Below are 21,928 nucleotides of genomic sequence, written 5' to 3' on the forward strand. Positions count from 1 at the left end.
GAAGGTCTGCGGGAGCGCTGGGGGTGGGGGAACCGCTCATCCGGCGGGGGCGCTCCCGTCGTGCCGGGGGTTCGGCTGTTCGGAACCGGAACCGGGTCCCTGCGGGGCCCCGGCCCCGTCGGTCATCCGCAGGGGGCTTCCGGGTGCCGTCCGGGCGGCGGGGTGCCGGGGGTGCGCGGGGCCCGGTGCCGGGGGCGCGGCCGGGGGGCGGGAATCCGGTGGGGCGACGGGGTCGGACGCCTGGTAGGAGCCGTGCTGCAGGGGCTCCCACTCCGGGAACGGCACGGCGGACTCCAGCACCTCCGCCTCCAGGCTCTGCTGCGCCTCGGCGAGACCGATCCCGCGCTGGAACGCGGCCATCAGACCGGGATCGTGGGCGGCGGGCTGCTCGGCGTCCGGACGGGGCGCCGGGCCGCCGCGCAGCTGGGGCGCGATGTGCTCCTGGGCGCGGCGCCGGGGCAGCTGGGGCTTGCCCATGGTCCCGCGGACGGGTCCGTTGCGCGGCACGGGTGCCAGGCCGGCGTTCTCCTCCACAACAGCCCGCTCGGCCCGCCGGATACCGGGCACGGCCTCGGCGGGGTTGGGCCGCTCGTGCCGGGCTCCTCGGACGGGCAGGGGCGCGGGTCCGGCCGCCCCGTGCCCCGCCGCGGCCATCGCGTCGCCGGCCGACGGCCCGCCCACTCCTCGGACGGGCAGGGGCGCGGGTCCGGCCGCCCCGTGCCCCGCCGCGGCCGCCGCGTCGCCGACCGACGGCCCGCCCACTCCTCGGACGGGCAGGGGCGCGGGTCCAGCCGGCCCGTGCCCCGCCGCGGCCATCGCGTCGCCGACCGACGGCCCGCCCACTCCTCGGACGGGCAGGGGCGCGGGTCCAGCCGGCCCGTGCCCCGCCGCGACCGCCGCGTCGCCGACCGACGGCCCGCCCACTCCTCGGACGGGCAGGGGCGCGGGTCCAGCCGGCCCGTGCCCCGCCGCGGCCATCGCGTCGCCGACCGACGGCCCGCCCGGGGCACCGGCAGCCGCAGCCGAGCCGGGACTCCTGCCCTGGTCGGACAGGGACCGGAGCCGCGCGGTCAGCGCGGACCCACCCACGTCACCGGTGTCCGTCGACCACGCGGAGGCGCCGGAGACGTTCGCGCCGTCACCGGCTGCGCCGTCACGCGGCACCACGGGGGCAGTCGACGAACCCGCACCGCCGCCGGAGCCGAAACGCCCCGGCGAGGTCCCCTCCCCCACCGCTGCGGCATCGCGCGGGGCGGGCGACGGGCTCGACCCGGCGGTGGAAGCGAAACGGCCCTGAGCCGTCGCTCCGGTCTCGGCGGACGTGGCCCCGGCGCGGGTCGCCTCGGTGGTGGGCCGGGGGCGTGGGGAGTCGGTCGCGGCGGGACCGGAGGGCAGGCGGGTCGGTACCCGGGAGCCGGTCGGGTCGGAGGTGCTCCGCGCGTCCGGTGCGGTGAACGGGTGCCCGGCGGGCGTGCCGTCGGTCTGCGGTCGCGAGGACACCGACGGACGATCCGTGCCACCCCACGCCCGTGTCTGCGCCCGCGCCTGCGCCGGGGACGGCGCCGGTCGCCGGGCCGTGCCCTCCGCCGCCGACGGCGCGGTGCTCGGCACCGGCGGTCGCACGGCGCCCGTGCCCTGCCCTTGCGGGGTGAGCGGCTGCCTCCCCGTGCCTCGGGCCCGGCCCTGCGGCAGGGCGGGCGGGTTGTCCGCGCCCCTCGTGCCGGAGACGGGCCCGAACGGGGCGGGGCCTCGGGCCGGGGCCGCCGGTGCCGGTCCCCGGTCGCTCCGGGCGGAGCCCTCGGCGGTGTCCTGGGGGAACGGGTCCCGGGCCGGTACGACCGCCCCGGCGGGGCCCCCGAGCACGGCCTGCGGGACGACGAGGACGGCCTGGACGCCGCCGTAGATGTTGGACTGGAGACGGACCCGGATGCCGTGCCTGCGGGCGAGCTGGGAGACGACGAACAGGCCGATGCGGCCGTCGGCCAGCAGGCGGCCGACGTTGACCTGGTCGGGGTCGGCGAGCAGGGCGTTCATCCGGGCCTGCTCCTCGACGGGCATCCCGAGCCCCCGGTCCTCGACCTCGACGGCGAGCCCGGAGGTGACGAGGTTGGCGCGCAGCAGCACCTGGGTGTGCGGAGCGGAGAACACCGTGGCGTTCTCGACGAGTTCGGCGAGGAGATGGATGACGTCGGCGACGGCGTGCCCGCGCAGCTCCCCGTCGATCGGCGGGACGAGCTTGACCCGCGCGTACTGCTCGACCTCGGCGATGGCGGAGCGCAGCACCTCGGTCATGGGGACGGGGTTGCTCCACTGCCGCCGTGAGACGGCCCCGCCGAGGACGGCGAGGTTCTCGGCGTGGCGGCGGATGCGGGTGGCGAGGTGGTCGACGTGGAAGAGGCCCTTGAGCAGCTCGGGGTCCTCGATCTCGTTCTCCAGCTCGTCGAGGATCGAGATCTCCCGGTGCACGAGGGACTGGAGCCGCCGCGCGAGATTGACGAAGACCTCGAGCTTCTGCTCGCTGCCCGCCTGACTGGACAACTGGGAGGCCTGGACGACGGCGGTGACGGCGCCCTCGTGCGCACGGGCGAGGTCGGCGGCGAGCAGCTCGAAGTCGTCGGCGTCCGCCGGCGGCGCGCCGCGCCCCTTGCGCCGGTCCGGCACCTCGCCGCGGCGGAGCGTCTCCACGAGCGCGCGCAGGTCGGCCTCGCCGCGCGCGTTGCTGCGGCGCAGGGCGGCGATGCGGTCGCTGACGGAGCGGGCGGCGCGGTCGGCGGCGACGGCCGCGACGAGGATGCCGACGCCGGTGACCGCCACCGCGCCCGCCAGGACGGCCCACAGGACCGGTCCGGGACGGGTGCCGGTGGAGCGCACGGTGAACAGGACGACCGCGCAGGCGCTGAGCGCGACCGCGGTCGGCGGCAGTACGGCGAGCCGCAGCAACTGGGGCCGTATGTGCGTCTCGGCCGGTGCGGGTGCGGTGCGGGCTACCGGTCGCCCGTGCCGTCCGCCCTCACGGCGGTCTGCACGTGCGGACGGTGCGCGGAGGTGAGACATCGGTGTCCTCGTACTGTGTCCGTGGGCCTGGTCGGCCACTCACAGTAGTTGCCTCCGCATCATGTGCGGTGGGCAGTTGACAAACTCCCCCGGGGAGCGTCCCGCTCTGGTATGAGGCGTCGCACGGCAGTCCGATGACCCGGCGTCCGACGGGAAACAGTCGAGAAAGAAATCGATCAGACCTGGTCATTGCCGCTCTCGAGCAAACAGCGAGGGGCGACGAGCCTTTCGCTCCTCGCCCCTCGCCCTGAGTCGCGGCGCACGCTTCCGGTTCATCCGCCGAGCCCTCTCCGAGCCTCGTCCCGGTCGGAGCTCCGCTCACTCTCCGTATCCACTTTGGCCTTGGCTCGAAGGGCGCTCCGGCGCCGTTCCGGTCAGCCCGCCGGAACCGCTTCGGGGGCCTCGCCGCCCTCGGCGGCGCCCTTGCCGGTCTCGGGCCCGACGGTCGGCCTGCCCGGCTCCGCCGGGAGCCAGGGGCGGGCGATCGGGCGGGAGACAGCCGTCCACCAGGCGTCCGCGGGGAGCTCGGCCGTGACCTCGAAGGGCTCACCGGGGCGGGGGGTCGCGACGGACTGGCCGGCCGCCTCGCCGGCGTCCTTGGTCCACTGCCCGGGCTCCGCCCACGCGTGCGTGGCGAGGTTGAAGGTGCCCCAGTGGATCGGCAGGAGGACTCCGCCCGGCTCGCCGCCCTGGAGGTCGAGGTGGGCCCGCACGCCCTCCTGCGGGGTCATGTGGATGTCCGGCCAGAAGTCGGAGTACGCGCCGATCTGGATCATCGTCGCGTCGAACGGGCCGTGGTCGGCGCCGATCTCCTTGAAGCCGTCGAAATAGCCGGTGTCGCCGCTGTGGTAGACGCGGTGCTCCTCGCCGGCGACCACCCAGGAGGCCCACAGGGTGTGCTGGGTGTTGCGCAGGCCGCGGCCGCAGAAGTGGCGGGCCGGGGTCGCCGTGAGGGTGAGTCCGCCGACCTTGGTCGCCTCGTGCCAGTCCAGCTCGCGCAGCCGGTCCGCCGACACGCCCCAGTACTCCAGATGGGCGCCGACGCCGAGCGGCACCGCGAAGAGGGTGTCCGTGCCGGCCAGCGCCTTGATCGTGGGCATGTCCAGGTGGTCGTAGTGGTCGTGGGAGATCACGACGACGTCGACCGGCCCCAGCGCCTCCAGCGGCAGCGGTACCGGGTGCAGTCGCTTGGGCCCGGCGAAGGAGAACGGGGAGCAGCGCTCGCCCCAGACGGGGTCGAACAGCACCCGGTGCCCGTCGATCTCCGCGAGGACGCTGGAATGGCCCATCCAGGTCACCCTGAGGCCCGTGGCGGGCGGCTTGGCGAGGTCGGCGAGGGTCGTGGGGTGCACCGGGACCGTGCCGGAGGGGGCGCGGCGGGGCCGCTGCTCCTTGTCGAAGTAGACCTTGGCGAGGTCCAGCGCCGAAGCCGAGGGACGGATACGGGCGGGGCCGCCGGGGTTCTGGAAGACCCCGTCCTTGAAGTGGGGCGATCTGCGGATGCGCGCCATGCGCTCACCGCTCGGGTCCGCGCCGAAGCCCTCGGGCTGCAGTGCGCGGAGCCCGGAGCTCAGGGAACGGAAACCGGACACGGTACCTCCAGGTGGAGTCGCTGAGGCATTCCATTATGGTCGCCCCCTCCGACAGCGCGTTGACAGCCCGCGCCCCGGCTCCCGATACTGACCCACTGTTCAGTAGTGGTCCGTCCCTGTCCGTCCGAGGAGTCCCCATGTCCGCCGCCCCCCTGTTGTCCCTCACCTGGACGGACGACGTCACCGGCCGCCGTGGCTTCCTGGTCGTCGACCGGCTGGTGCGCGGGGTGTGCAGCGGCGGTCTGCGGATGCGGGAGGGCTGCACCCTGGAGGAGGTGACGGGCCTCGCGCGCGGGATGAGCCTGAAGGAGGCGCTGCACTACGACCCCGAGGCCCGGTACGTCCCGCTGGGCGGGGCCAAGGGGGGCATCGACTGCGATCCCCGGGACCCGCGGGCGTACGGCCTGCTGGTGCGCTTCCTGCGGGCGGTACGGCCGTACGTGGAGAGCTGCTGGACCACCGGCGAGGACCTGGGGCTGAGCCAGGACCTGGTGGACCGGGCGGTCGCCGAGGTGGGGCTGGTCTCCTCGGTGCAGGCGGTCCATCCGCTGCTCGACGACGAGGCGGCGGCCCGCGCGCGGCTGGCGGACGCCTTCGCGGTCGAGGTGGACGGCATCGGGCTGGACGAGCTGGTCGGCGGCTGCGGGGTCGCCGAGTCGGTGCTGACCGCCCTGGACCGGGCCGGGGTGCCGTACCCGGGGACGCGGGTCGCGCTCCAGGGGCTCGGCACCATGGGCGGCGCGACGGCGCGCTTCCTCACGCGCGCGGGGCTGACCGTCGTGGCCGTCGCCGACGTCAAGGGCACGATCGCCCACCCGGACGGGCTGGACGTGGAGGCGCTGCTCGCCGCGCGGGACGCCCACGGCACGGTGGACCGCTCGGTGCTGCGGCCCGGCGACCGCGAACTGCCGGGCGACGCCTGGCTGTCGGCCGACGCGGAGGTGCTGGTGCCGGCGGCGGTGTCGTACGCGATCGGCGCGGGGGAGCAGGAGAGGATCACGGCCCGCTGGATCGCCGAGGCGGCCAACATGCCGGTGCTGCCGGAGGCGGAGGCGTCGCTGCACGCGCGCGGGGTGACGGTCCTGCCGGACGTGGTGGTCAACTCCGGGACGAACGCCTGGTGGTGGTGGACGCTGTTCGGGGACGTCGGGGCGGACGCGGACGAGGCGTTCGCGTACACCCGGCGTGCGATGCGGGCGCTGGTGGAGCTGGTCCTGGCGCGTGCCGAGGCGGACGGGACGACGCCCCGGGCCGCCGCGCACGCGGTCGCGGCGGAGCGGCTGCCGGTGATCACGGAGCGGTTCGGCAGCCATCGCTGACGCGTCGGCGCAGGTCGAGCGGGCCGTGCCCCTCGGTGCCGCGGCGGCCGCTGTGTAGGGTGACGGCGTGGCGAGGGTCCGGTTGAGCGTGGCCGAGCGGCGTGAGGAGCTGCTGCGGGCCGCCATCGAGCAGATCGAGGCGCGGGGCGTGGCGGCGGTCAGGATCGCCGACGTGGCCGCGGCGCTCGGTGTGAGCAACGCGCTGGTCCTCTACCACTTCTCGACCAAGGAGAAGCTGGTCGCCGCCGCCTTCGCGTACGCCGCCGAGGACGACCTGGCTCATCTGCGCAAGCTGCTGGGCCGCCGGACGAGCGCGCTGCGCCGGCTGCGGGCGGCCGTGCGCTGGTACGCGCCCACCGGCCAGGCCAAGGGCTGGCGGCTGTGGATCGAGGGCTGGGCGGTGTCCCTGCGCGAGCCCGCGCTGCGGGAGGTCGCCCGGGACCTCGACCGAGCGTGGAAGGCCGCCCTCGCCGAGGTGATCGCCGAGGGGGTGGAGGCGGGCGAGTTCACCTGTCCCGACCCCACCGGCACGGCCCTGCGCCTGACGGCCCTCCTGGACGGCCTGGCCGTACAGCTCACGTCGTACGACGGCACGGTGTCGCGGGCACGGGCGCAGGAGTGGGTGGAGGAGGCGCTGGCACGGGAGCTGTCGGCCCGTCCGGACGGCGCGGACGAGGCCCCTTGAGCGCCGGGGCCCGCCGCCTTCGTCCCCGCCTCACGCCACCGAGGCGATCCGCATCCTGATGTCCTCGGGCGACAGCGCGCCCTTCGCCGTCACATGGTCCCCGGACGACTCCCCGCGCAGCCGTCGCCCGATCCACGGCACGAGGTACTCCCGCGCCCAGTGCACGTCGTCCCGCCGCACCTCCAGGGTGCCCCTCGGCGGCAGCGGCGGCCATGCCTGTTCCGGGTCCGCCGGCACCTGGAGCCCGAGTGCCTGCCCGGCCCGCAGCGCCACGCGCGTGTGCCCCTCGGGAGACAGATGCAGCCGGTCGTCGTCCCAGGCCCGCCGGTCCTGCACGGACTTCAGGGACCACAGGTCGATCACCGGGCACCCGTACCGGTCGGCGACGGCCCGCACATGCCCGTTGTAGGTGGCGATCTTCCCGCGCAGGTGCTTGAGCACGGGGACGCCCCGGGTGTCGAAGCCGGTCGTCACCATGACCGTGCCGGCGACGGCGGTCAGCGCGGCGATCGCGCGCTCGAAGCGCTCGGCGACCTCGTCGGGGTCGGTGCCGGGACGGATGATGTCGTTGCCGCCCGCGCAGAAGGAGACCAGGTCCGGCGCGAGTTCGACGGCCCGCGGAAGCTGGTCCTCCACGATCTGGTCGAGCAGTTTTCCGCGCACCGCCAGGTTGGTGTACTCGAAGTCGCCCTCGGGCCGCCGGTCCGCGAGCAGTACCGCGAACCGGTCGGCCCAGCCGACGAACGCCCCGTCGGGGCCGGGGTCGCCGACGCCCTCGGTGAAGCTGTCCCCCACCGCCACGTACGACCCGATCACTGATCTGTTGTCACTCTTCGAATCGTCTGCCACAGCCGTTCATGATTCCCCTTCCAATGTGACCTACGCGACCGTAGGAAAGGGTTGACGGACGGTGAGATAAGCCACTCCTAAAGAATTGGCCAATCAGGGAATAGGCGACCACACCCGGAAGTTCCGGATCCGGAAATGGCTCCAGGTGGTGCGGAACGCGAAGTGCCCCCGGGTGTACGGCTCCGGGTCCGTGTAGTCGAAGACGAGCCGCCCGTTGTTCCACCAGCGCTGGGTGGAGCCGTCGGACTCGATCCGGACGTGGTTCGGTTCGTTCGCCACGAGCAGCGGCTCGGTGTAGTCGCGGATCAGCGGCCGTACGCCCGCCTCGCCGACGTAGCGGCGCAGCCGGGTGGTGGTGTTGGTGTTGGCGCCGTAGCCCACGTAGTACGTCTTCAGGTAGTCGTACTCGGCGAGGGCGCCGCCGCGCGGGGTGGCGAAGAGGTCGTCCGGGGAGCGGACGTCGACGGCGTTCCAGAAGTTGTTGAGGTCGGAGACACGGTCGTTGACGCCGCCCGCGGAGACGGGTGTGGCGACGTATTCGAGGACGTACGGCCCTGTGAGGGGCCGCTTGAACCAGAGGGTCGCCCCGGCGGGCACGTCGACCTCCAGAGTCCCGTGCGTGGCCGTGACGGTCCCGCCGCGCTCGAGTTCCACGGCCCACTGGCCGAGGCCGTGGCAGAAGTCGTCGCGGGCGATCAGCCGGCGGTGGCGGTACCCCGTGCCGGGGGCGGCGGTCGCCGCCGGGCCGAGGGCGGCGAGGGCGGCGCCCGCCGCCAGTGCTCCGAATGCTCTACGCGTGGTCGTCACGTCGATCGGCTCCTTGGGTGGTGGTGAGGGCGGGCCGGGGGATCCGGCGGGTCTCGGTGCCGAGGTAGTAGTCGGTGTACGTCGACTGCAGATAGCCGCGGACGGTCCAGCCGAGGCGGTACGCGGGGTTCTGGGCGAGGGTGTAGACGCGGGTGTCGGTGGGCTCGGTCGTGGTGTACAGGCGCAGGGCGGTGTGGTCGGCGGTCTCGGCGAGGATCTCCTCGCGCCAGTCGCCGATCAGGTCGCCGTAGAAGGGGGTGGCGTTGCGGGCGCCGGAGACGACCCCGGACGGGTCGAAGAGGGTGGCGCTGGTCGCGGTCGCCGGGTCCCACTTCTCCACGCGCGTGAAGTCCAGCAGTTCCGCCGTCTTGTCGCCGTCCCACCAGAGACGGAAGTTGACGCTGGGCGTGGTGGTGGAGACCTTGCCGTCCCGGACGTTGAAGACGCCCGCGCCGGGCCGGGTCACGTCGGCCGTGGACGTCCAGTACTCGTAGCCGCGGTGGCCGGGATCGATGTCGGCGGCGTTGCCCCGGCCGACGTCGAGGTCGGCGTCGCTCACCGGATCGGCCGGGTGGGTGCCGGTCACGAGCCGCTCGCCGGTGTCGGCGTCGTAGTAGTACCAGGGGAAGTTCGACACGATGCCGAGTTCCGACTGCTGGATGGCGAAGCCCTCCAGACCGGGCCGGTCGGGGTCGAGGTCGGCGATGTCGAAGCGGTCGCCGTGGATGGCCCCGGCGACGACGTAACGCAGGGTGCCGTCGCTGTTCACGACGTAGTTGCCGTCGGCGATCTCGTCCCTGCCGTCGCCGTCGACGTCCACCGTGCGGATCTGGTGGAAGCCGGTGGCGCCGCTCGCCGGGTCGACGACGTACTTCCAACGGCGGGTCAGCTCCGTGCCGTCGTAGTCCCAGGTCTGGAACAGCACCCGGAAGGAACCGCGTTTCGCGCCGACCCGCGTGACCAGCTTCGTGACCAGGCTGGGGTGTACGCCGTCGAGGTACGCGATGCCGAAGTGGCCGCCGGAGGGGCCGTCGGCGACGAAGTCGTCGGGGACGGGCTGCCGGGTGCGCTCGGTGCCCGTCGCGCCGTCGATCACGGACACGAACTGGCGCGCGGGCGAGGCGGCGGTGACCTGGCCGCCGTCGGCGAAGGTGGTCCCGGCGGCCGTGTGCACCAGCACCTCCGCCCTGCCGTCGCCGTCGAGGTCGTAGACCGTGACGTTGTCGTCGTTGCGGTAGCCGCCGATCGCCGTGGAGCCGCTGATCGCCGCGGGCGCCGGGTCGTTGGCGCCGTTCCCGCCGACCTGCGTGTGGGATCCGGGCCCGAGGTCGACCCGCCACAGCCGCTCGCCGGTGAGGGTGTACGCCTCCAGCAGGTCCGGCCGGTCGCGCGTCTGCGACAGGCGGCTGACGACGAGCTCGTACCGTCCGTCGCCGTCGAGGTCGCCGGGCCAGGCGTGCTGGACGGTGTAGCCGTCGGCGGCGGCGAGCGGGATCTCGGCGTAACCGCCGGCGAGGACCAGGGCGGGCGCACCGGCCTTCCGCTCCCGGCCGTCGACAACCGCGCGCACGGTGTACGTCCCCGTGCCCGGGGTGGTGTCGCGGTAGGTGGTCGACCTCCGCAGCGGCGTGCGGTTCAGCCGCCGGCCGTTCTTGTACACGTCGAAGGCGATCGCGTCGCCGTGACGGGCGTACTCGGTGCCCAGCAGACGCCAGCTCAGGAAGGTGCTCCTGCCGTCCTCGGACGGTACGGCGACCAGGCCGCGGTCCAGATTCTCGACGATGCGGCGCGGGGTGTCCTCGGCGGCCGCCTGTCCCGCGGGGGCACAGAGCAGGCCGGCGAGCAGCTGTGCGGCGGTGACGGCGACGGTTCTTCGTAGAAAGCGCTTGCCCTTCATGGTGATCACTGTGGCCCCACCCTGTCCCGGCTGTCGACGGTGCGAAAAGGGATGCCACAAGACCGCAATACGACGATCATGAACACGCAAAGCGAAGGCCGGCCCCGGGGATCGGGGTCCGGCCTTCGCCCTGCGTGTCAGGCGTGCGTGTCAGGCGTGCTCGACGGTCGTCGTCGGCGGGGGTCAGCCGACGGCGACGCCGTGGGAGCGGAGGTAGGCGACGGGGTCCACGTCGGAGCCGTAGTTCGGCGTGGTGCGGATCTCGAAGTGCAGGTGCGGGCCGGTCACGTTGCCGGTGGCGCCGGAGAGACCGATCTGCTGCCCGGCGGTCACGGTCTGACCGGCCGAGACCGAGAGCTGGGAGAGGTGGGCGTACTGGGCGTAGTAGCCGTCGTTGAGCTTGATGACGACCTGGTTGCCGTACGCCCCGCCCCAGCCGGCGGAGACGACCGTGCCCGCGGCTATGGCCTTGAGGGAGGTGCCGGTCGGGACGACGAAGTCGACGCCCGTGTGGTAGCCGCTGGACCACATGCTGCCGGCCACCTTGTAGCCGGTGCCGACGGTCGCGCCGGAGACGGGAAGGGTGTAACCGCCGACGGTGCTCGTGCCGCTCTCCGCGGCCTGGGCGGCCGTGTTCGAGGAGGACGAGGACGACGGGGACGCCTTCGCGTCGGAGGACTTCGAGGTCGACGGCTGCGCGGACTGCGACGCCTTGGAGGACCGCGTCGCGGACGAGCCGGACGACGAACCGGTGCTCGCGGCCTTCTTTCCGATCGACAGCTCGAGGCCGGGGTGGATCAGCGAGGGGTTGCCGCCGACGGCCTCGCGGTTGTCCGCGTAGAGCTTCTGCCAGCCGCCGCGCACCCGCTGCTCGTCGGCGATCCTGGCGAGGTAGTCGCCCGCCCGCACGGTGTAGGTCTTCGTGCTCGCGGCGGCGGACTTCCGCGACACGGGAGCGGCCTGTACGGCGTTCTCGGCGACCGATCCGGAAACGGCCTGAGCGGCCGACCGGGAAACGGACTGCGGGGTGGCCGCGTGGGCGCCGGTGGCCCCCATCAGCGGGAGGGCGAGTGCGGCCCCGCCGGTTCCGGCGACGGCGATGGAGCGGGTGAAACGCTGGGTCTTCGGGCGGCGGTGCTTACCCTTCGCGGGCATGGCGAATTCCTCTCCGGCGCCTACGAGGTGAGCTGTCGGGTGCGGACTGGAGATGTCCGGCCGCGACGGGTCGCGGCTTTACCCCGAGCCTGTTCCGGAGACCGGACCAGGCGGTTGTGCCTGTGGGTCCCCCGCTCCTGCCGTGCACGGGTGAGTGTGCGGATTCCGGACGGCGGCAGGATTCGGCGTCCGTCCGGATGGGTCTGGAACGTAAGCGACCCGGACGCACGGGAACAAGCAGTGGTTGCCCTGTTCCCGCCTTTCTCTTGATCCGCTGTGCGAATTCCCAGTGACGCTGCGTGCAACAGCCACGGGAGAATTCACCCAACGCCCGGGAAAGGCCCTTTGATTACGTGAACATGACGGGCGACGCAGGGTCACGGATATGACCCTGCTCACGTGACAGCCCTCCAGGATTCCTTATTCCAGAGCTAGTTGTAACGAAGGATCCAATTCGGACAGAACCCTCAGATCCGACGCAGACGGATAACCGTCGCATCAAGGTCACCGCGCAGCGCGGTCCGCAGCCCGTGGTGCAACAGCACGGCACCCCGGTGCACTTCGCCCGTTTCGCGGCATTCGTACGACGCCGCCGGGTCGAGGCCGCGCAGCCGCAGCGCCGGGACCGGCTCGCCGTAGCGCTGGGCCTGGAGCCAGGCGAGGACGACGGTCTCGTCGCCGCGGACGTACTGCACGGCACTCAGCCCGCCCGCCGGGGGGCGCAGCCGGTACTGGTCGCCGTGCTGCACAAGGGGCCGGATCTCCTTGTAGAGGTCCACCCATCGGCGGGCCTCGGTGAGCTCCTCCTCGGTCCACTCGGAGAGGTCGCCGCCGACGCCGAGCACCCCGGCCATGGCGCTGACGAACCGGAAGCGCAGCGAGCTCACCCGGCCGTTGAGCTGGGCGTTGGGGCTGTCCGTGACCCAGGCGGCCATCACGCGCGCGGGATGGATCTGGCTGAAGCCGTGCTGGATGTCGAGCCGGTCGAGAGGGTCGGTGTTGTCGGAGGTCCACACCTGGTCGGTGCGGGCGAGGATACCGAGGTCGATCCGTCCGCCGCCGCCCGAGCAGGACTCGAAGGCCACGCCCGGGTGGGCCGCCCGCAGCCGGTCCAGGAGGCCGTACAGGGCGCGGACGTGGTCGACCCACAGGCGCTGCGGGTAAGGGTCGTCGGGCCAGCCGGCGTCGGTGAAGCAGCGGTTGAAGTCCCACTTGACGTAGTCGACGGGCGCACTGGAGAGCAGGCCGTCGAGCCGCTCCCAGAGGTACTCCTGGACGTCCTCGCGCGCGAGGTTCAGCATGAGCTGATTGCGGAACTCCGTCCGCTTTCGTCCCGGTTGGAACTGGACCCAGTCGGGGTGCGCCCGGTACAGATCGCTGTCCGGGTTGACCATCTCGGGCTCGACCCAGATGCCGAACTGCATGCCGAGCGCGTGCACGTGGTCGGCGAGCGGCTTGAGGCCGTTCGGGAAGCGGTCCGGGTTGGGCCACCAGTCGCCGAGGCCGGCGTGGTCGCCGGTGCGGGCGCCGAACCAGCCGTCGTCGACGACGAACAGTTCCACGCCGATCGCCGCGGCCCGTCGGGCGAGGGTGGCCTGCTGCTCCTCGGAGATGTCGAAGAAGGTGGCCTCCCAGGAGTTGAACAGCACCGGCCGGTCCCGCTCGGCGTCCGGGATCACATGGGCGCGCTGGTAGGCGTGCCAGGCGCGGCTGGCGCCGCCGAAACCGCCGTCGGTCCACAGGCCGGCGAACAGGGGCGTGGTGAAGGACTCCCCCTGCGCGAGCCGCAGCAGACCGGAGTCGTCGTGTCCCGCGCCGCCGGTGATCTGCACGCGCGCGTCGGGGAGTTGGGCGACGGCGATGCGCCAGGAGCCGGACCAGCCGAGGGCACAGCCGTAGACCTCTCCGCGCTCCTCGGTCGCGTCGGTGTCCAGGGCGACCCAGGGCAGGTACTGGTGGCCGGTGTGGCCGCGCCGGCTGCCGATGATCTTCTCGCCGTAGGTCAGCGGGGCCCGGACCAGCCGGGACTCGGCGGCCCAGCGGCCGTGCAGATGGGACAGCCGCCAGTCGTCGCGCTCGGGCAGGGTCCAGGTGGCGGAGTCGGCGCGCAACAGCTCCAGCGGCTCCTCGCCCTCGTTGAGCAGGGTCGTCCAGCGCTCCAGGACGTCGCCGCGCATCCGGTAGTGCAGGGTGATCAGGAGGGCGCCGTCCCGGAAGCGCAGCCGCAGCTCGGCGCCCGGGTCGTCGCCGTCCTGGATCTCGTACGCCTCGAAGGTCCACTCGGTGCCGCGGCTCCCGGCGCCGGTGCGCACGGACAGGGCGGGGCGGACGAAGCGGGGACCGCCCTCCACCGGGTACTCCTCATGGCCGTCCAGGGCGGCCTCGAAGGACGCGCGGCCCTGGTACGGGACGGCCACGAGGGCCTCCGCGTCGGCGAGCGCGATCCTCGGGCCCCAGTGCAGGTGCACCAGTTCGTCGGCGTCGGTGAGGTGGAGGGCATAGCTGCTCGCCGGCCCCGAAAGGAGCCAGGTACGGCCAGCCTCGGCGATCTCGGGCTTCACGGTCTCGGGCATCAAACCCCCACTGATTCGAACAGGTGCGATCAAGCCTCAACATCATCAGGTGCGCGCGGCCCACCCGGCAACGCCTGTGGACAAACCGTTCACCTGGGGAGACGGAGGATTCGTCCGGCTGTGGACAACCCGTTGCCCGGGGAATCCATGTCGTATGGTCGAATCGGTCCCGTCGGCCACCGAGCCGCGCCGGCGGAGCCCGACCGGGAGGGAACCCCGTGACGCAGCAGATCCCGTCGACCGAGCCCGAGCTGGCAGGCGTCCGCAACTTCCGTGACGTGGGCGGCCTGCCCACCGCGGACGGACGGCGGGTGCGGCACGGCGTGCTGTTCCGCAGCGGCCATCTCGCGCACGCCACCGACGAGGACGCCGCGTTCCTGTCCTCCCTCGGCCTGCACACCGTCTTCGACTTCCGCAACGCGGCGGACCAGAAGCTGGAGGGCCCGGACGTCGAGCTGCCGGGGGTGCGCAATGTGAACCTTCCGCTGTCCGACCCGGCCGACGGGGCGGAGTTCTGGAAGATGGTCCGCGACGGGGACACGGCCCAGCTGCGCACCCTTCTGGGCGACGGAAAGGCGGCCGGCCGGATGATCGCCTCCTACCGCACGATCATCAAGGGGCGCACGGCCGAGCACTCGCGCGTGCTGCACTCGCTCGCCGAGGACAGCGTCCCGGCGCTGATGCACTGCGCGGCCGGCAAGGACCGCGCCGGTCTGTCCGTCGCGGTGACGCTGCTCGCCGTGGGGGTGGAGCGCGAGGCGATCCTCGCGGACTATCTGGAGTCCAACGCCAAGCACCGCCGCTACAAGGTCCGGCGGGGCGGTTCGGCGGACACCGCGTACACCCCCGAGGTGATGGAGCTGCTCAGCCCCCTCTTCGACGCCCGTGAGGAGTACCTCGCGGCGGCGCTGGAGACCATCGACGAGACCTGGGGCGGGGTCGACGCCTATCTGGAGAAGGGTCTGCGGCTGGCCCCGCAGACCCGGGAACGGCTGCGCGAGCGGCTGCTCGACTGAGGCCGCTCCCCCGGGGGCCCTACTGGTTGGCCCCCACCTCGAACAGCAGCCAGATGAACGCCGCGAGGACGTGCCCCACCGCGATGTAGATGATCAGCCGGATCCACAGGCTGCGCGGAAACCGTTCCTCCATGTCGGTCATGACGTCTCTCCAGGGGTGGGGCCCAGGCACAGCGCGGCCGTGGGACTCTGCAGCAGGGTGTGGACGAAGAGCAGGTCGACCCCGTCGGGGTCCTGCGCGGCGAGGCGGTGCGGGGTCAGCGAGTCGAAGTGCGCGCTGTCCCCGGGGCCGAGCAGATGCGCGGTGTCCCCGAGGCGCAGCCGCAGCCGCCCGCGCAGGACGTGCAGCCACTCCTCCCCCGGGTGCACCCGCACGATGTCGCCCTGCGAGCCGTGCGGGACATGCACCCGCAGGGCCTGCATCCCGCGCCCGGACGCACCGGCCTGCCAGTACGTCCAGCCGCCCGCACGGGTGGGTTCCATCCGGTCGGCGCGGACCACGGCGTCCCGGTCGGCGACCGTCTCGCCGAGCAGTTCCGAGACCGTCGTACCGTAGACCCGGGCGAGCGCGAGCAGCATCGGCAGCGAGGGCTGCCGTCCGCCGGTCTCCAGCCGGGAGAGGTGGGCGGGCGAGAGCCCGGCCGCGCGGGCGGCGGCCTCCAGCGTGAGGGCCGCCCCGCGGCGCAGGGACCGGAGCTGCGGCGCGACGGCCGGCAGGTCGTCCGGAGCGGACGGGGAGTCGGGCGAACTCATACGTCCATTCAGCCGGACCCTTGCCTCTGGGGCAAATTTCTTGCCCCAGAGACAAAAAGCGCGCGGGGGGACGGTCTAGCGGTTGGCCACGGCCTGCTTGATCAGGGTCTTGCCGAAGTCCCACATCAGGCCGTTCCCGCCGTGCGCGTCGTCCATCACCTCGGTGAAGGCGTCGACGAACCGGTCCACGTCCCGCTCGTCGACCACCAGCGGCGGGATCAGCTTGATCACCTCCAGGTGGTCGCCGGAGACCTGGGTGAGGATCCGGTGCCGCTGGAGCAGAGGTACGACCACCATCTGGGCGAAGAGCCCCTTGCGGGCTGTCTGCAGCATCGTCCACCGGCTGCGCAGCCTCAGCGACTTCGGCCTGCCGAACTCGATGCCGATCATCAGGCCCCGGCCCCGGACGTCGGCGAGGAGCTCGTACGTCCCGGTCAGGGCCGCCAGCCGGGACTTCAGCCGGTCGCCCATAAGGCGCGCGTGGGCGACGATCTGCTCGTTCTCCATGACGGACAGGGTCGCGAGGCCCGCCGCCATCGCCTGGGCGTTGGAGCCGAAGCTCGCCGAGTGGACCAGGACGCGGTCGATCGACGCGTAGACCTTCTTGAAGATCCAGTCCTTGCCTACGGTCGCGCCGACCGGCACATAGCCGCCGGAGAGCGCCTTGGCCACACACACCAGGTCCGGTTCGACGCCGTCCTCGTGCTGGTAGGCGTAGAAGTCGCCGGTCCGGCCGAGGCCGGTCTGCACCTCGTCGGCGATGAGCAGCGCCTTGTGCCGGTGGAGCAGTTCCTGGGCGGCGCGCAGATAGCCCGGTGGGGCCTCGTGCACCCCCTTGCCCTGGATCGGCTCCACGATCAGGGCGGCGACGTCGCCCTTCTTCAGCTCCCGCGCCAGGGCGTCGAGATCGCCGAGCGGCACGGCGGTGTCGGGCAGCAGCGGGGCGAACCCTTCGCGGAAGCCGTCCTCGCCGTTGACCGACAGCGAGCCGGTGGTCAGGCCGTGGAAGGCGTGGTCGCAGTAGAGGATCCTGGGCCTGCCGGTGGCCCGCCGGGCGAACTTCAGGGCGGTCTCCACCGCCTCCGTGCCGCTGTTGCCGAAGAACACGCGGTCCAGATGGGGGCTGTGGGCGAGGAGCCGTTCCGCGAGGAGTCCCGGGAGCGGCTGGCAGTCGAAGCGGGTGAGGTCGGCGAGGGAGGCGTCGAGGACGTCGTGCAGCGCCTTGCGGACGACGGGGTGGTGGCGGCCGAGGCCCATCACCCCGAACCCGGCGAGCATGTCCAGATGGTCGTTGCCGTCGGCGTCCCAGAAGTGGGCGCCCTCGGCCCGCTCGTAGACCTTGTCGAAGCCGATGGTGTGCAGCATGCGCGGGAGCTGGTGGTTGAGGTACTTCGCGTGCAGCTCGTAGCGCTCGGCTCCGCGCTCGGCCAGGAGGGCGCCGAGGTCGAACTCCTTGGTCATGCGTGTTTCTCCTTCACTGGCCCGTCGGCCTCCCTGAGCGCCAGGCTCGCGCCGATCCGCCCGGCGATCTCGACCGGCGTGAGACCGATGTCGGCGAGCACCTCACCGCGTTTGGCGTGCGCGAGGAACTGCTCCGGGATGCCGAACCGCCTTACGGGCACGTCGACTTCGGCGTCCCCCAGGGCGAGTGCCACCGCCGAACCGACGCCCGCCGCACGGCTGTTGTCCTCCACGACCGCCACCAGTCGGTGCCCGGCGGCCAGCACGGGCAGCGCGGGGTCGACGGGCTTGACCCAACGGGGGTCCACCACCGTGCAGTTGATGCCCCGGGACTCCAGCAGCCCGGCGGCCTGGAGGCACACCGGCGCCATGACGCCCACGGCGACCAGCAGCACCTCGGCCGCCTCCGTCCGGTGCAGCACGTCCATGCCGCCCACCTTGTCGACCGCCGGGATCCGCGGTCCGACCGACTCCTTGGGGAAGCGGACCAGGGTCGGCGCGTCGTCCACCGCGACCGCCTCGCGCAGCTGGGCGCGCAACTGATCGGCGTCGCGCGGGGCGGCGATCCTGAGCCCCGGCACGACCTGGAGCACCGACATGTCCCACATGCCGTTGTGGGAGGCGCCGTCGACGCCGGTGACCCCGGCCCGGTCCAGGACGAACGTCACCCCGCACCGGTGCAGCGCCACGTCCATCAGCAGCTGGTCGAAGGCACGGTTGAGGAAGGTGGCGTAGACGGCGACGACGGGATGCAGCCCGCCGGTGGCGAGGCCGGCCGCGCTGACGGCGGCGTGCTGCTCGGCGATGCCGACGTCCCACACCCGGTCCGGGAACCGCTCGGCGAAGGCGCCGAGGCCCACCGGGTGCAGCATGGCCGCCGTGATCGCCACGACGTCGTCGCGCTCCTCGCCGATGCGGACGATCTCGTCGCCGAACACGGACGTCCAGGAGGGGCCGCCGGAGGGCGCGAGCGGGGCGCAGGTGAGGGGGTCCATCGCGCCGACGGTGTGGAAGTGGTCCTCCTCGTGCGCGACCGCCGGCTCGTAGCCGCGCCCCTTCTCGGTCAGGCAGTGCACGAGCACCGGCCCGTGGAACCGCTTGGCGCGCCGCAGCGCGGACTCGACGGCCCCGATGTCGTGCCCGTCGATCGGCCCGACGTACTTCAGCCCGAGGTCCTCGAACATGCCCTGCGGGGCGAAGGCGTCCTTGAAGCCCTTCTTCGCGCCGTGCAGCGACTCGTACACCGTGGACCCGACGACCGGGGTCCGCAGCAGGACGTCCTTCCCCCAGGCCAGGACCTTTTCGTAGCCGTCGGTGGTGCGCAGGGTCGCCAGATGGTTGGCGAGCCCGCCGATGGTCGGGGCGTAGGAGCGCTCGTTGTCGTTGACGACGATGATCAGCGGCCGGTCCTTGGCGGCCGCGATGTTGTTCAGCGCCTCCCAGGCCATGCCGCCGGTGAGCGCGCCGTCGCCGATGACCGCGACCACATGGCCCTTCTCTCCCCGCACCTGACGGGCCTTGGCGAGCCCGTCGGCCCAGCCGAGGGCGGTGGAGGCATGGCTGTTCTCGATGACGTCGTGCTCGGACTCCTCACGGGACGGGTAGCCGGACAGACCGCCCTTCCCGCGCAGCTTGGAGAAGTCCTGACGTCCCGTCAGCAGCTTGTGTACGTAACTCTGATGGCCGGTGTCCCACAGGATGCGGTCGACCGGCGACTCGAAGACGCGGTGCAGCGCGACGGTGAGTTCCACCACCCCCAGGTTGGGCCCGAGGTGTCCGCCGGTCCTGGCGACCGCGTGCACCAGGAAGTCCCTGATCTCTTCGGACAGTTCACCGAGCTCCGGCCCGGACAGCGCCCTCAGGTCGCGTGGTTGCCGGATGTTCTCCAGGATCGTCACGATCGGGCCCCCTTAGGTCCGTGCGGTTCCGTGCTGTTCAGCTCACGGTGACGGCCGGCTCCCCCGCCGCTACGCCGTCCCCCTCCATCCGCTCGGCGATCTTCATCGCCTCCTCGATGAGGGTCTCCACGATCTTCGACTCGGGGACGGTCTTGACGACCTCGCCCTTGACGAAGATCTGGCCCTTGCCGTTGCCGGAGGCGACCCCGAGGTCGGCCTCGCGGGCCTCGCCGGGGCCGTTCACGACGCAGCCCATGACGGCGACCCGCAGCGGGACCTCCATGCCCTCCAGACCGGCGGTGACCTCGTCGGCCAGCTTGTAGACGTCGACCTGGGCGCGGCCGCAGGACGGGCAGGAGACGATCTCCAGGCGCCGTTGGCGCAGGTTCAGCGACTCCAGGATCTGGATGCCGACCTTGACCTCCTCGGCGGGCGGCGCGCTCAGCGAGACCCTGATGGTGTCGCCGATGCCCTCCGAGAGGAGCGCGCCGAAGGCGACCGCCGACTTGATCGTGCCCTGGAAGGCCGGCCCCGCCTCGGTGACGCCGAGGTGGAGGGGATAGTCGCACTGCGCGGCGAGCCGGCGGTACGCCTCGATCATCACGACCGGGTCGTTGTGCTTGACCGAGATCTTGATGTCCCGGAAGTCGTGCTCCTCGAAGAGGGACGCCTCCCACAGGGCGGACTCGACCAGCGCCTCGGGGGTGGCCTTGCCGTACTTCTGGAGCAGACGGCGGTCCAGCGAACCGGCGTTCACACCGATGCGGATCGGCGTGCCGTGGTCCTTCGCCGCCTTCGCGATCTCCCGGACCTTGTCGTCGAACTGCTTGATGTTCCCCGGGTTCACGCGGACCGCCGCACAGCCCGCCTCGATCGCCGCGAAGACGTACTTCGGCTGGAAGTGGATGTCCGCGATCACCGGGATCTGCGACTTGCGGGCGATCGTCGCGAGCGCGTCCGCGTCGTCCTGCGTCGGACAGGCCACCCGGACGATCTGGCAGCCCGACGCGGTCAGCTCGGCGATCTGCTGCAGCGTCGCGCCGATGTCCGACGTACGGGTCGTCGTCATGGACTGCACCGAGACCGGGGCCCCGCCCCCGACCGCCACCGGTCCGACCTGGATCCGCCGCGACACACGCCGCGCGGCGACCGGCCGGGCCGGTACCTCGGGAACGCCCAGAGGGACGGCGGTCACGCCCTCACTCCCGGTTCCCGGAGACCGTCTCGCGCATCGCGCGCAGCGACTCCTTGAGCGAGCCCATGGTGGCGAGGACGGCGGTGGGCTCGTAGCCGCAGTGCGCCATGCAGTTGGCGCAGCGCGGGTCCTTGCCGCGGCCGTACTTGTCCCAGTCGGTCTTCTCGATCAGTTCGCGGTACGTCGGCACGTATCCGTCGCTCATCAGGTAGCAGGGGCGCTGCCAGCCGAAGAGCGAGTAGTTCGGGATCGCCCACGCGGTGCACGGGAAGTCGACCTTGCCCTCCAGGAAGTCCAGGAAGAGCGGGGAGTGGTTGAGCCGCCACTTGCTCCGGTTGCCGCCCGCGAAGGCCTTCTTGAACAGCTCGCGGGTCTGCTCCACGCCGAGGAAGTGCTCCTGGTCGGGCGCCTTCTCGTAGGCGTAGGCGGGCGAGATCATCATCTCGTCGACCTTGAGGTCGTCGTTGAGGAAGTTGAGCACCTCGACGATGGTCTGCGGGGTGTCGGTGTTGAAGAAGGTCGAGTTGGTGGTGACCCGGAAGCCGCGCCGCTTGGCCTCCTTGATCGCCGCCACCGCCTCGTCGAACACGCCCTCCTTGGCCACCGACTCGTCGTGCCGCTCGCGCAGCCCGTCGATGTGCACCGCGAAGGCGAAGTACGGCGAGGGCTTGAACCTGTCCATCTTCTTGCGCAGCAGCATGGCGTTGGTGCAGAGGAAGACGTACTTCCTGCGCGCCACCAACTGCCGGACGATCTCGTCGATGTGAGGGTGCATCAGGGGTTCGCCGCCCGCGATGGACACCATCGGCGCGCCGGACTCCAGCACCGCTCCGACGGCCTGGGCGACCGGCATGCGCTGCTTGAGCACCCCCGCCGGGTGCTGGATCTTGCCGCAGCCCTCGCACTTCAGGTTGCAGGCGAAGAGGGGTTCCAGCTCCACGATCAGGGGGAACTTGTCCCGCTTGCGGAGCTTCTGTTCAGCCAGATATGTAGCGACCTTGATGGACTGGCGCAGCGGCATGGCCATTCGGCTCACCTCCGGGGGAGCAGCACATTACGGTGCCATTCGAAGAATGCAGGCAGGACGGAACGGAGGACGCGGAAAGCCGATATTCCACCGCGCACCGTGCCGATCCGGACGAGTTCATGTTCTGGAGCGTCCACGACCACCCGGACGGCCGCAACCGGGCGCCCGTCCGCGCGCACGGCGCTCAGGAGCGTGGCGGCCGACTCCATGTCGACGGCGATCGCTCCGGTCGCCAGCAGATCGGCCCGTTCATGACCGCGTACGACGTGGTCGGAGCCGGTGAGGGGGCCGGTGTGGACGGTGCGGCCGGGAAGGGTGCGCACGAGTTCCTTGACGAGCAGTTCGGTGCCCACGCAGGGCACGGTGCCGCGCGGGTCGCGGGTCTCCTCGGCGACGACCAGGTCGCCTGGGTGCATCCCGGGCGCGAGCCCCGCGCAGAAGCCCGTGGCCAGGACGACCGCCCCGGCCAGCACCGGGTCGGCGAGGACCCGGGTGACGGACCGTTCGGCGGCCTTCGGACCCATGCCGGTGCGCAGGACGGTGACGGGCCCGCCGGCCCCGCTGCGGTCGCCCATGCGCAGGGCGAGGTGCTCGATGCCGAGGGCGCAGGCGATCAGCAGCGGGGCCGGGACGGGCTGCGTGCTCAT

The 21,928-nt window shown here is 72.4% G+C and carries 17 protein-coding genes, 1 pseudogene and 1 riboswitch; of the genes and pseudogenes, 3 read left to right on the forward strand and 15 right to left on the reverse strand.

Features of this window, described 5'->3' with window-relative positions; translation table 11 throughout:
• Nucleotides 1-36 precede the first annotated feature (36 nt).
• The 3 genes and pseudogenes from OG852_RS50915 to OG852_RS08170 all read right to left on the reverse strand — a co-directional run bounded on the left by OG852_RS50915 (nt 37) and on the right by OG852_RS08170 (nt 4,646).
• Nucleotides 37-1,167 carry a hypothetical protein gene (locus tag OG852_RS50915; RefSeq protein ID WP_443064514.1) on the reverse strand — a complete coding sequence of 377 codons (1,131 nt, stop codon included), beginning with the start codon at nt 1,165-1,167 and terminating at the stop codon, nt 37-39.
• A pseudogene (locus tag OG852_RS08165) lies at nt 1,071-3,054 on the reverse strand (ATP-binding protein). The gene OG852_RS50915 and the pseudogene OG852_RS08165 overlap by 97 nt, the downstream one beginning before the upstream one ends.
• 374 nt (nt 3,055-3,428) lie before the next feature.
• Nucleotides 3,429-4,646, reverse strand: coding sequence for an MBL fold metallo-hydrolase (locus OG852_RS08170; RefSeq protein WP_330347464.1), 1,218 nt, complete (start codon nt 4,644-4,646; stop codon nt 3,429-3,431).
• Between the two features lie 137 nt (nt 4,647-4,783).
• Between OG852_RS08170 and OG852_RS08175 the strand changes: the two genes are divergently transcribed.
• Nucleotides 4,784-5,965 carry a Glu/Leu/Phe/Val dehydrogenase dimerization domain-containing protein gene (locus OG852_RS08175; protein ID WP_133917646.1) on the forward strand — a complete coding sequence of 394 codons (1,182 nt, stop codon included), beginning with the start codon at nt 4,784-4,786 and terminating at the stop codon, nt 5,963-5,965.
• 67 nt (nt 5,966-6,032) lie between these two features.
• On the forward strand, nt 6,033-6,650 hold the full coding sequence (locus tag OG852_RS08180) for a TetR/AcrR family transcriptional regulator (RefSeq protein ID WP_133917647.1): 618 nt from the start codon (nt 6,033-6,035) through the stop codon (nt 6,648-6,650).
• 30 nt (nt 6,651-6,680) lie between these two features.
• Here the strand turns inward: OG852_RS08180 and OG852_RS08185 are convergent, their stop codons facing one another.
• The 5 genes from OG852_RS08185 to OG852_RS08205 all read right to left on the reverse strand — a co-directional run bounded on the left by OG852_RS08185 (nt 6,681) and on the right by OG852_RS08205 (nt 13,931).
• Complete coding sequence (locus tag OG852_RS08185) at nt 6,681-7,466, reverse strand: SGNH/GDSL hydrolase family protein (RefSeq protein WP_133917648.1); 786 nt, start codon at nt 7,464-7,466, stop codon at nt 6,681-6,683.
• A 126-nt stretch (nt 7,467-7,592) separates the two neighbouring features.
• Nucleotides 7,593-8,306, reverse strand: a complete 714-nt coding sequence (locus tag OG852_RS08190; protein WP_133917649.1) for a DUF6250 domain-containing protein — start codon at nt 8,304-8,306, stop codon at nt 7,593-7,595.
• Nucleotides 8,290-10,203, reverse strand: coding sequence for a rhamnogalacturonan lyase family protein (locus OG852_RS08195; RefSeq protein ID WP_330347465.1), 1,914 nt, complete (start codon nt 10,201-10,203; stop codon nt 8,290-8,292). Before OG852_RS08195 ends, OG852_RS08190 begins: the two co-directional genes overlap by 17 nt.
• 183 nt (nt 10,204-10,386) lie before the next feature.
• Nucleotides 10,387-11,358: a M23 family metallopeptidase gene (locus OG852_RS08200; RefSeq protein WP_330347466.1), complete on the reverse strand. Its 972-nt coding sequence runs from the start codon at nt 11,356-11,358 to the stop codon at nt 10,387-10,389.
• A gap of 4 nt (nt 11,359-11,362) precedes the next feature.
• Nucleotides 11,363-11,521: riboswitch (cyclic di-AMP (ydaO/yuaA leader) on the reverse strand.
• 304 nt (nt 11,522-11,825) lie between these two features.
• Nucleotides 11,826-13,931, reverse strand: a complete 2,106-nt coding sequence (locus tag OG852_RS08205) for an alpha-galactosidase (RefSeq protein WP_330347467.1) — start codon at nt 13,929-13,931, stop codon at nt 11,826-11,828.
• 218 nt (nt 13,932-14,149) lie between these two features.
• On the opposite strand from OG852_RS08205, the gene OG852_RS08210 reads away from it, so the two are divergent.
• Complete coding sequence (locus OG852_RS08210; protein ID WP_133917653.1) at nt 14,150-14,947, forward strand: tyrosine-protein phosphatase; 798 nt, start codon at nt 14,150-14,152, stop codon at nt 14,945-14,947.
• A gap of 19 nt (nt 14,948-14,966) precedes the next feature.
• Here the strand turns inward: OG852_RS08210 and OG852_RS08215 are convergent, their stop codons facing one another.
• The 7 genes from OG852_RS08215 to OG852_RS08245 form a co-directional block, all read right to left on the reverse strand.
• Nucleotides 14,967-15,089 (reverse strand): DUF6126 family protein, encoded by a 123-nt coding sequence (locus tag OG852_RS08215; protein WP_133917654.1) that lies wholly within the window; start codon nt 15,087-15,089, stop codon nt 14,967-14,969.
• Entirely contained in the window at nt 15,086-15,700 is a 615-nt protein-coding gene (locus OG852_RS08220; protein WP_133917655.1) for a helix-turn-helix domain-containing protein, read from the reverse strand. Before OG852_RS08220 ends, OG852_RS08215 begins: the two co-directional genes overlap by 4 nt.
• A gap of 75 nt (nt 15,701-15,775) precedes the next feature.
• Entirely contained in the window at nt 15,776-17,161 is a 1,386-nt protein-coding gene (locus OG852_RS08225) for an aspartate aminotransferase family protein (RefSeq protein ID WP_133917656.1), read from the reverse strand.
• Nucleotides 17,158-19,059 carry a 1-deoxy-D-xylulose-5-phosphate synthase gene (gene dxs, locus OG852_RS08230; protein ID WP_330347468.1) on the reverse strand — a complete coding sequence of 634 codons (1,902 nt, stop codon included), beginning with the start codon at nt 19,057-19,059 and terminating at the stop codon, nt 17,158-17,160. The genes OG852_RS08225 and dxs overlap by 4 nt, the downstream gene beginning before the upstream one ends.
• Nucleotides 19,060-19,096: 37 nt before the next feature.
• A complete protein-coding gene (ispG, locus tag OG852_RS08235; protein ID WP_330347469.1) occupies nt 19,097-20,254 on the reverse strand; it encodes a flavodoxin-dependent (E)-4-hydroxy-3-methylbut-2-enyl-diphosphate synthase in 1,158 nt (385 codons plus the stop codon).
• A gap of 4 nt (nt 20,255-20,258) precedes the next feature.
• Nucleotides 20,259-21,281: an adenosyl-hopene transferase HpnH gene (gene hpnH / locus OG852_RS08240; RefSeq protein ID WP_133918199.1), complete on the reverse strand. Its 1,023-nt coding sequence runs from the start codon at nt 21,279-21,281 to the stop codon at nt 20,259-20,261.
• 5 nt (nt 21,282-21,286) lie between these two features.
• Nucleotides 21,287-21,928, reverse strand: coding sequence for a phosphorylase family protein (locus OG852_RS08245; protein WP_330347470.1), 642 nt, complete (start codon nt 21,926-21,928; stop codon nt 21,287-21,289).

The sequence above is a fragment of the Streptomyces sp. NBC_00582 genome (assembly GCF_036345155.1).
Taxonomy (GTDB): Bacteria; Actinomycetota; Actinomycetes; order Streptomycetales; family Streptomycetaceae; genus Streptomyces.

What these genes read in the sequence shown, in the direction of transcription:
- OG852_RS08215 (WP_133917654.1), bottom strand. Translation starts at nt 15,089, where the DNA reads ATGACCGACATGGAGGAACGGTTTCCGCGCAGCCTGTGGATCCGGCTG.
- hpnH (WP_133918199.1), bottom strand. Translation starts at nt 21,281, where the DNA reads ATGGCCATGCCGCTGCGCCAGTCCATCAAGGTCGCTACATATCTGGCT.
- OG852_RS08205 (WP_330347467.1), bottom strand. Translation starts at nt 13,931, where the DNA reads ATGCCCGAGACCGTGAAGCCCGAGATCGCCGAGGCTGGCCGTACCTGG.
- OG852_RS08225 (WP_133917656.1), bottom strand. Translation starts at nt 17,161, where the DNA reads ATGACCAAGGAGTTCGACCTCGGCGCCCTCCTGGCCGAGCGCGGAGCC.
- OG852_RS08245 (WP_330347470.1), bottom strand. Translation starts at nt 21,928, where the DNA reads ATGAGCACGCAGCCCGTCCCGGCCCCGCTGCTGATCGCCTGCGCCCTC.
- OG852_RS08220 (WP_133917655.1), bottom strand. Translation starts at nt 15,700, where the DNA reads ATGAGTTCGCCCGACTCCCCGTCCGCTCCGGACGACCTGCCGGCCGTC.
- OG852_RS08175 (WP_133917646.1), top strand. Translation starts at nt 4,784, where the DNA reads ATGTCCGCCGCCCCCCTGTTGTCCCTCACCTGGACGGACGACGTCACC.
- OG852_RS08200 (WP_330347466.1), bottom strand. Translation starts at nt 11,358, where the DNA reads ATGCCCGCGAAGGGTAAGCACCGCCGCCCGAAGACCCAGCGTTTCACC.
- OG852_RS08195 (WP_330347465.1), bottom strand. Translation starts at nt 10,203, where the DNA reads ATGAAGGGCAAGCGCTTTCTACGAAGAACCGTCGCCGTCACCGCCGCA.